The organism is Bradyrhizobium sp. 199 (assembly GCF_023073355.1).
GTDB lineage: Bacteria > Pseudomonadota > Alphaproteobacteria > Rhizobiales > Xanthobacteraceae > Bradyrhizobium.
In genome coordinates this window covers 1,421,219-1,434,265 of the sequence record NZ_JADPJI010000002.1, presented here as the reverse complement: position 1 = coordinate 1,434,265, position 13,047 = coordinate 1,421,219, and the positions used below count along the sequence as shown (strand labels likewise).

The 13,047-nt window shown below is 64.2% G+C and carries 9 protein-coding genes; 4 read left to right on the top strand and 5 right to left on the bottom strand.

Features of this window, described 5'->3' with window-relative positions; all coding sequences use genetic code 11:
- Positions 1–6: 6 nt before the first annotated feature.
- The 4 genes from IVB28_RS06805 to IVB28_RS06790 all read right to left on the bottom strand — a co-directional run bounded on the left by IVB28_RS06805 (position 7) and on the right by IVB28_RS06790 (position 4,437).
- The gene (locus IVB28_RS06805) at positions 7–606 is read right to left on the bottom strand and encodes a Spy/CpxP family protein refolding chaperone (protein ID WP_247525259.1); all 600 of its coding nucleotides are present in this window, start codon (positions 604–606) and stop codon (positions 7–9) included.
- A gap of 196 nt (positions 607–802) precedes the next feature.
- On the bottom strand, positions 803–1,804 hold the full coding sequence (locus IVB28_RS06800) for a TRAP transporter substrate-binding protein (protein WP_247525258.1): 1,002 nt from the start codon (positions 1,802–1,804) through the stop codon (positions 803–805).
- Between the two features lie 179 nt (positions 1,805–1,983).
- Positions 1,984–3,546 (bottom strand): 2-isopropylmalate synthase, encoded by a 1,563-nt coding sequence (locus IVB28_RS06795; RefSeq protein WP_247525257.1) that lies wholly within the window; start codon positions 3,544–3,546, stop codon positions 1,984–1,986.
- Between the two features lie 630 nt (positions 3,547–4,176).
- Complete coding sequence (locus IVB28_RS06790; RefSeq protein WP_247525256.1) at positions 4,177–4,437, bottom strand: hypothetical protein; 261 nt, start codon at positions 4,435–4,437, stop codon at positions 4,177–4,179.
- Between the two features lie 323 nt (positions 4,438–4,760).
- Here IVB28_RS06790 and IVB28_RS06785 point away from each other — a divergent pair, with 323 nt between their 5' ends.
- The 4 genes from IVB28_RS06785 to IVB28_RS06770 all read left to right on the top strand — a co-directional run bounded on the left by IVB28_RS06785 (position 4,761) and on the right by IVB28_RS06770 (position 11,650).
- Complete coding sequence (locus tag IVB28_RS06785) at positions 4,761–5,996, top strand: SMP-30/gluconolactonase/LRE family protein (protein ID WP_247525255.1); 1,236 nt, start codon at positions 4,761–4,763, stop codon at positions 5,994–5,996.
- 329 nt (positions 5,997–6,325) lie between these two features.
- Positions 6,326–7,510: a hypothetical protein gene (locus IVB28_RS06780; protein ID WP_247525254.1), complete on the top strand. Its 1,185-nt coding sequence runs from the start codon at positions 6,326–6,328 to the stop codon at positions 7,508–7,510.
- A gap of 166 nt (positions 7,511–7,676) precedes the next feature.
- Positions 7,677–10,187, top strand: coding sequence for an excinuclease ABC subunit UvrA (gene uvrA, locus IVB28_RS06775; protein ID WP_247525253.1), 2,511 nt, complete (start codon positions 7,677–7,679; stop codon positions 10,185–10,187).
- 152 nt (positions 10,188–10,339) lie between these two features.
- Entirely contained in the window at positions 10,340–11,650 is a 1,311-nt protein-coding gene (locus IVB28_RS06770; RefSeq protein ID WP_247525252.1) for an ABC transporter substrate-binding protein, read from the top strand.
- Positions 11,651–11,860: 210 nt separating this feature from the next.
- Here the strand turns inward: IVB28_RS06770 and IVB28_RS06765 are convergent, their stop codons facing one another.
- Entirely contained in the window at positions 11,861–13,030 is a 1,170-nt protein-coding gene (locus IVB28_RS06765) for a Gfo/Idh/MocA family oxidoreductase (RefSeq protein WP_247525251.1), read from the bottom strand.
- Positions 13,031–13,047 lie beyond the last annotated feature (17 nt).

Here is a 13,047-nt window from a genome sequence, read left to right as displayed (position 1 = left end):
CACCGCTCAGAGCCGGCCCTCGCGGTCCCGGTCCGCGCCGCCGTCGAAACGGTCATGAGGGAAGTGCTCCATGCCGCGCTCCATCATCCGGCCCATGCCGCGTTCCATGAAGTGGCGGGGTGGGCCGTCTTCGCTGCCGAACGGGCCGCGGTGGCGGGTCAGCACGGCGAGGCGCCGTTTCTGGCCCTCGTCCAGGGTCTTGTAGAGCGGATCGGCGGCATCGGCGATCTTCTTCAGGGCCGCGGAGCTGGCGCCCATGTCCTCGGCGCGCTGGCGCAGGCGGGCGACCGGATCCTCGGCCCTGTCGGCGCCCTTGCCGGCATCACCCGGCCCGGCATTCATCCGCGCATTGGCGTGGTCGATGCGCAGCTTGGCGAATTCCCGCACGGCAGCCTCGACCGGCGGCCACAGCTTCTCCTGGTCGGCGTTGAGCCTCAAGCCTGCATGGACGGCGGCGATTCGCGCCTCGACGAAGGCGCCGCGGTCTTCCGGATTCATGCGGATGTGGCGGACGTGCTCCATCCACGGGCGATGAAATTGGGCATAGACCGCGCCCGAGCCGGCAATGCTGAGCACGGCGATGGCGGCGATGGTGAACTTCCTCATCCGAACCTCCTCTGGAAAGGATGTTGATCAAGATGGGCGCGGTGCGGCTGACACGCAAATTACAACTTGGACAGGGAGCGCGTCCTCACCAGGATGTAAGGACCGATTTCACCCCCAGCCGCGATCGGAAATCATTCGCAACAAAAAAGCCTCCGTGCAGACCGCACGGAAGCCTTTCGCTGGTCGTTCGGATGGATCAGTTCGTCGTGCTCTTGGCTTCCTTGACGAATTCGTCGATCAGCGGCTGGCCGATACGGCCCGCGGCGTCCTTGTAGACCGGCTCCATCGCCTTGCGCATCGCCTCGTTCTGCTCCGCCGTGAGCTTGATGATCTCGCTCTTTCCGCTCTTCTTGATTTCGGCCAGAGCGTCGTCGTTTTCCTTCTGCGACTGCGTGTTGCCGAATTCGGTCGCTTCCTTCATCGCCTTGGAAAGCTGGTCGCGGATGTCGGCCGGCAGATCGTCCCAGAACTTCTTGTTCACGATCACGACGTAGCCGATGTAGCCGTGATTGGTCTCGGTGATGTACTTCTGCACCTCGTGCATCTTCTGGGTATAGATGTTCGACCAGGTGTTCTCCTGGCCGTCGACCACGCCGGTCTGGAGTGCCTGGTAGACTTCCGAGAACGCCATCACCTGCGGCAGCGAGCTCAGGGCCTTGAACTGGGCCTGCAGCACGCGCGAGGACTGGATGCGGAACTTGACGCCCTGATAGTCCGCCGGCGTCACCAGCTTCTTGTTGGCGCTCATCTGCTTGAAGCCGTTGTCCCAATAGGCAAGGCCGGTGATGCCCTTGGCGTCCAGCAGCTTGAGCAGCCGCGTGCCGAGCGGGCCTTCCGTTACCTTCCGCAGCGTCTTCAGGTCGGGCAGGATGTAGGGCAGATCGAACACTTCGAACTCGCGGATGCCGAGCGGCCCGAACTTGGAGTTGGACGGCGCCAGCATCTGCACGCTGCCGAGCTGGAGTGCCTCGAGCTCTTCCTTGTCCTTGTACAGTGTCGAGTTCGGGTAGACCTCGACCTTGACCTTGCCGGCGGTGTACTTCTCGGCCAGCTCCTTGAACTTCTCCGCGCCCTTGCCCTTCGGCGTGTCGGTGGCGACGACGTGGCTGAACTTGATGATGATCGGGTCGGCGCTGGCGGGGCCGGCAAGGCTCAAGGCCAATGCCGCGACGGACGCAGCGATCGCGAAGGTGCGCATATTCTCTCCCTGTCGTTCTATTTGAGCCGCCGGCGCGCGGGCGGCCAATCCTCATGCCGGCGACATCAATAGCGGCTCGGAGACGGAGCCGCTATTGGCCGTTAGCAGGGCTGGTATCTCTTTGGCCGTCATTCCGGGACGATGCAAAGCATCGAACCCGGAATGACGAACTTCGCTTGTCAGCTCGCCGCCGCGGTGGTCACCGTGTCGCGCTGACGCTTCATGACGATCTTGTTGAGCGCGCCCAGATAGGCCTTGGCCGAGGCCACCAGCGTATCCGGATCCGCCGCGCGTGCCGTCATCGCACGTCCCTCCTGCGACAGCCGCACCGACACTTCGGCCTGCGCGTCCGTGCCCTCGGTGACGGCATGGACCTGATACAGCTCGAGCTTGGCCTCGTGCGGCACCAGGCGCTTGATGCAGTTGAACACCGCGTCCACCGGACCGTTGCCCTCGGCCTCCTCGATCTTGATCTGGCCGTCGACGTCGAGCTTCATGGTCGCGCGCTGCGGGCCATGGGTGCCGGCGATCACGGTCAGCGAGGTCAGCTTGATGCGGTCATGGGAGGCCGCCATCTTCTCGTCGACCAGCGCCTCGATGTCCTCGTCGTAGATGTCCTTCTTGCGGTCGGCCAAGGCCTTCATCCGCGTGAACGCATCTTCCAGCTGGTTCGGGCCGAGCTTGTAGCCCATCTCCTCCAGCTTGTGCACGAAGGCATGGCGGCCGGAGTGCTTGCCGAGCACCAGCGAAGACTGCTTCAGGCCGACCATTTCGGGCCGCATGATCTCGTAGGTGGAAGCATCCTTCAGCACGCCGTCCTGATGGATGCCGCTCTCGTGCGCAAACGCGTTGCGGCCGACGATCGCCTTGTTGTACTGCACCGGGAACGAGGTCGCCGCCGAGACCAGCTTCGAGGCGCGGGTGAGCTGGGTGGTGTCGATCTTGTTCCAGTACGGGAATTTGTCGTTGCGGACGTTGATCGCCATCACGATCTCTTCGAGCGCAGCGTTGCCGGCGCGCTCGCCGATGCCGTTGATGGTGCACTCGACCTGGCGCGCGCCGCCGACGATGCCGGCCAGCGAGTTCGCGACCGCCATGCCGAGATCGTTATGGCAGTGCACGGAGAACACCGCCTTGTCCGAATTCGGCACGCGCTCGATCAGCGTCTTCATGAAGTGGGTGTATTCCTCCGGCACCGTGTAGCCGACGGTGTCGGGGATGTTCACCGTAGTGGCGCCGGCCTTGATGACGGCTTCCACGATGCGGCACAGATAGTCCATCTCGCTGCGGGTGCCGTCCTCGGCCGACCATTCGACGTCGTCGATCTGGTTGCGGGCGCGCGCGACCATGGCGACCGAGGTCTCGATCACCTGCTCCGGCGTCTTGTTCAGCTTCACCCGCATGTGCAACGGAGAGGTCGCGATCACGGTGTGGACGCGGCCGCGTTTTGCAAATTTCACCGCCTCGGCGCAGCGGTCGATATCGGCCGGGTGGGCACGGGCCAGGCCCGCAATGACCGCGTTCTTGGAGCGGCGGGCGATCTCGCTCACCGCCTGGAAGTCACCCTCCGAGGTGATGGGGAAGCCGGCTTCGATGACGTCAACGCCCATATCGTCCAGCAGCTCGGCGACGTCGAGCTTTTCCTCGAAGGTCATGGTGGCGCCGGGGCATTGCTCGCCGTCGCGCAGCGTGGTGTCAAAAATGATGACGCGGTCCTTGTCGGACTTGTTCGCGGTGGCCATTTCAAATTTCCTTTTGAGCTTTTGCGCCGTTCGATCGTCAGGGCGCTGAGGTGTCCGGTGATCTCGACCAGCCCCTGAGCGCCCAGGCGCGTGGCGCCCAGCCGGCCCTCAGGGGCAAATAAGAAGAAGGCCGCCAATAAGGAGGGTGGGCAGCAGCGCGGCCGGGATCGTGGCGGCGGCCAGAGCCACCTCCCCGGAAATCCCTTCGATTTGGCCGCGAATCAGCATTGCCAGACCCTTTTGAGCCCACAAATCCTCGGCCAAAACCGTTGACGGTTGGTTGCCGGGAGGCTCAGTAGGCCTGTTTCTAGACGAAAAATGGCAGCAACCGCAACGCCAAAAGATGGTCAAGACGACTGACCTGGTTGCGGGTGCGCTTCGGTATCCCGTTTGCGTTGGGGCGCAGAGCCGGGATCCGAGCGGCAACATCACGCAGTCAGATGGACCTCGGCTCTGCAGCGCACCGCACCGGACGATGCTTCGCATCGCGGGACGCTGCGCCGTGCCACCTCAATCGCGACACGCAGCGTGATCCGGGATCGGTGCGGCAGGCACGAACATCCCGGATTGCGCTTCGCCTTCGCTAGCTTCGGCGGACAAGCCACTCATGCGGGCTGCGAGAACTTCGACCTATCCCGCGCGGCGGGCGCGGGCCCTCGTCTCCCAGCGGTCCAGCATCTGGCCGAGCTCACCGGTCACCACGGGAATGGCCGTGACCGCGCTCGCGATGTTGGTGTTGGCGGGCGCGTTAGCGGGGAGCCAATCCGGCTCGTTATACTCGCGCCAGCGGCGTGCTTCCGCACGTCGTTTGTTGGAGATGAATTCGCGCGTGAAATAGCCGGCCGCGAACGCGACTCCCAGCAATACGACCAATACGATGACGCCAGCCACAATCTACTCCGTCCATCGCCCCCGACGGTTTCTGCGCGGCAATGCGCGCGAAATCAAGGCTTGAACTGCGCCGAATACGTTGCGTGCCGCGCTTTGTCGCAAGCAAATTTTGCTAAGGCCCGCGGAACATTTTCGCGCCTTGCAAATCGCCTACGTCGGACCCGAAGCGCATTCATTCCGTACGCATCCGAATATGTCGGGATTGCGACCCGACATTCCTTGAAGGATGCGATTCCACCCCTCGCAACCGGCTGCGGACCGCATTAACCTCCGCTCTTGCTCGGCCGGATCAACCGGCCAGCGAACATGATCGGGAGGACGCGATGATACGCCAAGAGGCTCGTGACAAAGAGCAGCGTGACCAGGATGCTGGGCTTTCACGACGAACGCTGGTGCAGGGACTTGCAATCAGTGCGGCAACAATTGCCGGAGCCGGCTCCGCGTTGGCCCAGACCGGTCCCGCCGCACCGCCGACCACCATCACAACCCCGCCGCGGGATTTCAGCCCGCGTGGTGCGCCGACCACTTATTTCTGGGACCCCGACATCATCGCGGTCGATCCCTCCTTCAACGATCTCGCGCAGCCCAACACCGCGATCAAGCGTCTCTACACCGGCGTGCTCTGGGCCGAGGGCCCGGCGTGGAGCGCGCAGGGCCGTTATCTGTTGTGGAGCGACATTCCCAATAACCGGCAGATGCGCTGGAGCGAGGACGACGGCCATGTCAGCGTGTTTCGTTCACCCTCGAACAATTCCAACGGCAACTCCTTCGACTTCCAGGGCCGCCAGCTCTCCTGCGAGCATCTGACGCGGCGGGTGACGCGCTATGAGCATGACGGCACCGCCACCGTGCTGGCGGACTCCTATCAAGGCAAGAGGCTGAACTCGCCGAACGACGTCGTCGCGCATCCCGACGGCAGCTACTGGTTCACCGATCCGCCTTATGGCGGTCAGCTCTACGAAGGCGAGCCGGATGTCGCGGGCGGCGCGAGCAATGCGGGCGGCAAGCTCAATCCGCGGATCGGACAGCCGGCCGGTTTCACACCGGGCAGACGCGAGCTGCCGACCAATTGCTATCGCATCGACCCCTCGGGCCGCATCGATCTTGTCGTCACCGAGGACCAGGTGCCCGATCCGAACGGGCTGTGCTTCTCGCCGGATTACAAGAAGCTCTACATCGCGTCCACCGGCAAGGGCCCGGGCGACACCGGGCCGGGCGGCAAGGGCGAGATCTTCGTGTTCGACGTCGGCAGCGACAACAAGCTGTCGAACCCCAAGAAGTTCAGCGATTGCGTGATCGACGGGGTGAAGTGCGGACCGGACGGCGTGCGCTGCGACGTCAACGGCAATGTCTGGGCCGCCAGCAATGCCGGGCGCGCCGTCGGCTACAGTGGCGTGACCGTGTGGTCGCCGGAGGGCAAGCTGCTCGGCCGCATCCGCCTGCCCGAAGTGTGCGGCAACGTCACCTTCGGCGGCCCCAAGCGCAACCGCCTGTTCATGGCGGCGAGCCAGTCCCTCTACGCGGTGTACACGGCGACGCAAGGCGCGGGACCGGGCTGAGACAAGCAGCGCGATCCTAGGCGAAGCGACTTGTCCGCCGTAGCTCGAAGAGCAAAGGCGGAAGCGTGCCCACGGATGCTTTGATGCGCAACGAGATGGTGGGCACGGCGCTTTGCGCCTTTGCCCACCTACGGCACTCGATCGATCCCCGCCAACGCCACGGCAAATGCGCGTTTGTGACGTCGCACCGACCCGTTGATCGAAGCGCGGTTCCCGGGTCATCAATCAACGCCTCGGGCAAATCTCCGCCATCAATTCAATGAAGATAGGCCGCGCACCAAAACCGCGCGGCGTCGACCCGCGCTCGAGCATGAAGTGGGAGTTATGCGATGCGCCGCATGCCAAACGACACGATCATGGTCAGCGTGGGAGACCAGCAATTCGTGACCGCATTTGGAGACCCCGGTCTCCCGATCGACGGCCACGGAGGCAACGACACCATGATCGCGACCGTCGTGGCGGCAAACGGGACCCTGACATTGGTGGGTGACGACGCCGCCCTGCAAGGCCGATCCCATGCCGGCAACGACCTTCTGCTCGCGACTGTCGACGGCTTTGCGAATTATGCACTCGTTGATGGCGATGCCCAAACCATGTCCGACCATGCCAAGGGCGGCAATGACACGATCCGCGTGGACGCCTCAGGCACGACGTATGTCAGCCTTTATCTCGCCGGCGATGCCGAAAGCACCATGGCGGGCGCTGCGGCAGGAGGCAATGACCTCATCACCGCGGAGTTGGGCAGCCGAGCGTATGGCGCGTTCAGCGGGGACGCGGGCTACGCCATGAGCGCCGATGCCCTCGGTGGCAACGATATCATCTGCGTGACCCAGGCCGGCACCTACGGCGGCGCACAGATATCCGGTGACGCGCTCGCCACCATGAGCGGCAATGTGCATGGCGGCAACGACATCCTCATCTACACCGTCGGCGCCGACGCCCGCTCGGGAGGTGCCTCTCTGATGGGGGATACCGGCTACATGAGCGATAATGCGAGCGGCGGGGACGACGTCCTGATCGCGGCCGTCCAGGGCAATCCCGACTCGACGTCGATCGTGCTCATCGGTGATGCCTCGAACATGTCAGGCAGTGCGCATGGCGGCAACGACATCCTCTGGGGCAGCCAGCGTGGCGACTGGCTGTATGGCGACGCCAACAGCTACGCCCCCTCCGCAGCCGGCTCGATCACCGGCGGCCGGGACCTCCTGAATGGCGGGGGCGGCAACGATCAGCTCTGGGGCGGACCGAACAGCGATCTGTTCGTGTTCAATGGCGGCTCGGGCGAGGACGTGATCAACGATTTCGACCAGGGCAACAAGGCCGTCGGCAGCACGGCACCAGAGCATGATGTGATCGACGTCCGCGATTACGGCTTTGCGGGCTGGGCCGAACTGAAGAGCCTGATCAGCGACGACGGCTCCGGAAACGCGGTGATCCATCTGACGGCCAACGATAAGATCACGCTGGACGGCATCCATGCCGCCGATCTCCAGGCCGGGGATTTCATCGTCTGAGGCCAGGCTCGCTGCAAGCCGCTACCAGCCGCAACGTCGCTTGCAAGTCCCGTCGCCACGACCGGACGGGCCTTTGCCCTGCGCAGGGCGGAACTGGCATGCTGGCCCCGCGGGACCCATCCTGCGATCCTGCGGTTGATCCCTCACGGGAGCCCGAGGAGGCGAGATGGACGATCGACCAAGGCAATCCGACAGCCTGATGCAGGATGACGGCTTCGTGCGGGTGCGCGGCGCGCGCGAGCACAACCTCAGGAACGTCGACGTTCGCATTCCCCGCAACGCGCTCGTCGTGTTCACAGGCGTGTCGGGCTCCGGGAAATCCTCACTGGCTTTCGGGACGATCTACGCCGAGGCGCAGCGGCGCTATCTTGAGTCGGTATCGCCCTACGCGCGGCGGCTGTTCCACCAGATGCAAATTCCTGAAGTCGACGACATCGAGGGCCTGCCGCCCGCGGTCGCGCTCCAGCAGCAGCGCGGCGCACCCACCACGCGGTCATCCGTCGGCAGCGTGACCACCATCTCGAACCTGCTCAGGATGCTCTATTCCCGCGCCGGCGATTATCCGCGGGGACAACCGATGCTCTATGCGGAAGCGTTCTCGCCGAACACGCCCGAGGGGGCGTGCCCGACCTGCCACGGAATCGGCAGGATGCTCGACGCGACCGAGAAGTCGATGGTGCCCGACGGCACCAAGACGATCCGCGAACGCGCCGTCGCGGCCTGGCCGAGCGCCTGGCAGGGCCAGAACCTGCGCGACATCCTGACGACACTCGGTTACGACGTCGACAAGCCGTGGCGGGAGTTACCCAAAAAGGATCGCGACTGGATCCTGTTCACGGAGGAGCAGCCGACCGTTCCGGTCTATGCCGGTTACGATGCCGCCGAGGTCAGACGCGCCCTGCGCCGCAAGGAGGAGCCGAGCTATCAGGGCACCTTCACAGGCGCGAAACGCTACGTGATGCAGACCTACGCCAAGTCCGAGAGCGCGATGATGAAGCGCCGCGTCGCGCAATTCATGATCACACGGGGCTGCCCGACCTGCCACGGCACGAGGCTGAAGCCCGAGGCGCTCAAGGTCAAGTTCGCCGGGCTCAACATCGCCGAGATGTCGCATCTGCCGCTCAAGCAATTGAAGGATCTGGTCAAGCCGTTCGCGAGAGCTTCGACGGGCAGGTCGGAGAAGGCCGTCGTTGCCAGGCGCATCTGCGAGGATCTATCCGCCCGGCTGACCGTGCTGCTCGACCTTGGCCTTGGTTATCTTGCCTGCGAGCGCAGCACGCCGACGCTCTCGCCAGGAGAGTTGCAGCGGTTGCGTCTGGCGACGCAGGTCCGCTCCAACCTGTTCGGCGTCGTCTACGTGCTCGACGAGCCCTCCGCGGGCCTGCATCCCGCCGACACTGAGGCGCTAATGCGAGCGCTGGAGCGGTTGAAGCACGCGGGAAACTCGATCTTGGTGGTCGAGCACGAGATCGAGGTGATCCGGCATGCGGACTGGCTGGTGGACGTCGGCCCCGACGCCGGCGAAGGCGGCGGGAACATCCTCTATAGCGGACCGCCCGCCGGCCTCGGCAAGGTCGCGCAATCGCGAACCGCTCGTTATCTCGCGCAGCCACGAAAGCCACTGCCGACGGTCCGCCGCGAGCCGACGGAGCATCTGAAACTCCGGGGTGTGACCAGGAATAATCTTCGCGGCCTCGACGTCGATATCCCGCTGCGCATTCTCGCCAGCGTGACCGGCGTGTCGGGCTCCGGCAAATCGAGCCTGATCAGCCAATTCCTCGTCGATGCCGTAGCGGAGCATCTCGGCCATGCACGTGCCGCGGAGGCGGACGACGACAGCCTGGCACCCACGGTCGAGACATTGGGCGGCAAGATCGTTGCCGGCCTCGACCAGGTGAACCGCCTCGTCGTCGTCGACCAGAAGCCGATTGGCCGTACGCCGCGTTCCAACCTTGCGACCTATACCGGCCTGTTCGACCATGTGCGGCGGATATTCGCGGCAACGCCGCAGGCCAAGTCCCGCCGCTACGATGCCGGTCGCTTCTCGTTCAATGTCGCAAAAGGCCGCTGCGCGACCTGCGAGGGCGAAGGCTTCGTCTCGGTCGAGCTGCTGTTCCTGCCCAGCGTCTACGCGCCCTGTCCGACCTGCAAGGGCGCCCGCTACAACGACAAGACGCTCGAGGTCAAGATCCGCGGGAAATCCATTGCGGACGTGCTGGCGATGCGGGTCGACGAGGCCTTCGAGTTCTTCGAGGGGGATGCGACGCTGAACCGGTCGCTGTCGGTCGTCCGCGAGGTCGGCCTCGGTTATATCCGCCTCGGTCAATCCGCGACCGAGTTGTCGGGCGGCGAAGCCCAGCGGATCAAGCTCGCGACCGAGCTGATGCGTCCGCAACGCGGTCACACGCTCTATGTCCTGGACGAGCCCACCACGGGCCTTCACCCGCGCGATGTCGAACGACTGATCGCCCAGCTCGAGCGGATCGTGGACGCCGGCAACAGCGTCGTTGTGATCGAGCATGACATGGATGTCGTCTCTCACAGCGACTGGATCATCGATCTCGGCCCCGGCGCCGGTGACGAAGGCGGGCGTATCGTCGCATCGGGCACGCCGGAGCAGGTCGCCAAGGCCGGGGGCAAGACAGCGCCCTATCTGGCGCGCCGCTTGAAACAGTGAAAGGCGGTCTCGTCGCTCATTTCGCAATTGCGTCCAACGCCGTCGAGGACGAACCCCGACTTTCGCGATGTTGACTTTCCGCTATCCCGCTCCCCATACTTCGAAAAAAGATAACAAGACCAAATCAAAAACAGGTTTTGAGGGAGGATTGGATGCCGACTTCACGCAGGCAGCTGCTGAAGAGCTCGGCGGCTGCGGCCGCCGCACTCAGTCTCGATTGGACCAGGGCCCAGGCGCAGGCCGAGAATTTGCGCATCGGCCTGATCTACGACCTGACCGGCCCGTTCGCCGCCGGCGGCTCGGTCGCCTCCTCGGTCGGCGCACAGATCGCCATCGACCTCGTCAACGAGAAGGGCGGCATCGGCGGCAAGACCAAGATCGTGCCCGTTGCCGCGGATTCGCAGAGTAAGGCGGATGTGGCGATCAACGAGGCGGAACGCCTGATCAGCCAGGAAAAGATCGACATCATCAACGGCGTCTATTCCAGTGCGCACGCGGTGCCGATGGCCGCCAAGGTCGAGCAGCAGAAGAAGATCCTCTGGATCACGACCGCGGTCTCGACCGCCGTGTTCAAGGACAAGAACCTGCAATATGTGTTTCGCGCGCAGATCCATTCCGATCAATACGGCCAGGCCTTCGCCGGCTTCATTGCCGAGCATGCGCAAGGCAAGCTCGGCATGGATGCCAAGGACGTCAAGGTCGCGTTGATCCACGAGGACGGCCCCTACGGCGTCGGCGTCGCTGCCGCCGACGAGGCCTATGCCAAGCAGGCCGGCATCCAGGTGGCGATGCGTGAGGGCTATTCGGCGTCCGCGCCCGACCTTTCGGTGCTCGTTACCAAGCTCAAGCGCGCCAAGGTCGATGTGATCTCGCATGCCGGCTACAATCCGGACATCACCCTGTTCCTGCGCCAGGCCCGCGAGAGCGGATTGCGCTTCAAGATGCTGTTCGGCGCCGGCGCCGGCTACAGCCAGCTCGACAAGCTGCGCGCGACCTTCGGTCCCGACATCGACAATTTCTGCAACATCGATCCGGTGCCGGCGCAGTTGCTCGATCCGGCCAAGCTCGCGCCGGGCATCGGCGATCTCACCAACGCCATGGTCACGCGCTACAAGGCCAAGACCGGCGCCACCGATGTGCCGCCGCATTGCTCGATGGGCTTCAACCAGACCTGGATCCTGCTCAACAGCGTGTTGCCGGTCGCCAAGGAGAAGTACGGCAGCTTCGAGCCCGAAGCCATTCGCAAAGCAGCGCTCGACGTTGATATTCCCGCTGGCGGCACCATCCAGGGCTATGGCGTGAAATTCTTCCCGCCCGGCACCCCGCTCTCCGGCCAGAACGAGCGCTCGACACCGGTGGTGATGCAGAATGCCGGCGAGCACATCTCGGTGGTTTGGCCAACGAATATCAGGACGCAAGACCCGGTGTTTCCGTTGCCGAAGGGCTCGACTTACGGGACGTAAGCTTCAAGCGGCGCGAGCGGTGCGCCCCTCTCCCCTTGTGGGAGAGGGTGGCTCGCCGCGCAAGCGGCGAGACGGGTAAGGGATTCTCTCCGCAAATCCAACTCCCGTTTGAATTCGCGGAGACAACCCCTCATCCGCGCTTCGCGCCACCTTCTCCCACAAGGGGGAGAAGGATTGGCAGTGTGCATGTGGCTGTCAGTTCAGCACAACCTACAACACCACCCGTCGCCCCTCCTCCGCGGCCCAATATCCCGCGTAGTTCACCTTGATCGTCTCGTAGGCCAGCGCAAGGTCCGATAGCGGCTGTCGTCCGGTCGCCACGCATTCCATGAAGTCCTGGATCTCCTGCAAATAGCCGCGCGTCCATTCCTCCTCCAGACAGACATATTGCCAGCCGGTTTTGCGGTCGACCTTTTCGGTGATGTAGACCGAGGCGAGCTTCTCCTCGCTGGTTTGGTAGCTCATCAGATGCGTGTTCGGAGTGATGTTGGCGAACAGCGATCCGCCGCTGGTGTAGGTCTCGATCAGGTTGCGCACGCCGCCCATGATCATGTCGCCGGAGAACACAGTCGCCTTGGTGCCGTCCGAGAAAGTCGCGGTGAGCGTGCCCCAATCCTCGACATCCAGGGGATTGGCCTTGATGTAGGTACGCTCTTCGGGCTTGAGGCCGGCGGTGACGTTGCCGACGTCGCAGGTGACGCTGGCGACGCCGATGATCTCGCCGCGCGCCTTCGCCTCGACCTGCTTGAGATAGAGCACGGCCGAGAGCGGGTGACAGCCCATGCGGATCAGCGAGCCGCCGCCGGTCATCGCCCATTGCGCGGCGTGGGTCGCATGCGAGCCGGAATGGCTCTCCTCGCCCTTCATGAACAGGACCTTGTCCCTGGTGGCCCTCAGGATCTCCGCAGTCTTGGTCACCGCCGGCGCGTAGATCCAGTCCTCGGCATACATGAAGAGTTTGCCGGTGCGCTCGATCGCTGCGCGCGTTGCGTCCATCTCCTCCAGCACGCGCTCATACATCAGCGCCTTCGGCACATGCTTGCCGATCGGCTGCGCATCGCCATCGCGGCCGAAATAGCCGGCGAACGGCTTTTCGCAGATCACGTGCTTGCCGGCCCGCATCGCCGCGATGATCATCGCGGCATGAAGATTGGGCGGCGTGCAGATATCGACGACGTCGAGATCGCGGTCCGCGATCAGCTCGGGAAAGCTGCGATAGACGCGCGGGATATTGTGGCGATCCGCGAATGCGACGACGTGATCGCCGCGCGCGGCGACCGCCGCGACTTCGACGTCCACGCCATAGACGCGCCGGAACGCATACATATGCAGCTCCGACACGAAGCCGCAGCCGACGAGTCCCACCCTGATCCGAGCCATTCGCGCCCCCTTGCTTT

Excerpts from the sequence above, each read along its gene's own strand:
- IVB28_RS06795 (WP_247525257.1), bottom strand. The coding sequence starts at position 3,546 with ATGGCCACCGCGAACAAGTCCGACAAGGACCGCGTCATCATTTTTGAC.
- IVB28_RS06765 (WP_247525251.1), bottom strand. The coding sequence starts at position 13,030 with ATGGCTCGGATCAGGGTGGGACTCGTCGGCTGCGGCTTCGTGTCGGAG.
- IVB28_RS06770 (WP_247525252.1), top strand. The coding sequence starts at position 10,340 with ATGCCGACTTCACGCAGGCAGCTGCTGAAGAGCTCGGCGGCTGCGGCC.
- IVB28_RS06805 (WP_247525259.1), bottom strand. The coding sequence starts at position 606 with ATGAGGAAGTTCACCATCGCCGCCATCGCCGTGCTCAGCATTGCCGGC.
- IVB28_RS06800 (WP_247525258.1), bottom strand. The coding sequence starts at position 1,804 with ATGCGCACCTTCGCGATCGCTGCGTCCGTCGCGGCATTGGCCTTGAGC.
- uvrA (WP_247525253.1), top strand. The coding sequence starts at position 7,677 with ATGGACGATCGACCAAGGCAATCCGACAGCCTGATGCAGGATGACGGC.
- IVB28_RS06785 (WP_247525255.1), top strand. The coding sequence starts at position 4,761 with ATGATACGCCAAGAGGCTCGTGACAAAGAGCAGCGTGACCAGGATGCT.
- IVB28_RS06780 (WP_247525254.1), top strand. The coding sequence starts at position 6,326 with ATGCGCCGCATGCCAAACGACACGATCATGGTCAGCGTGGGAGACCAG.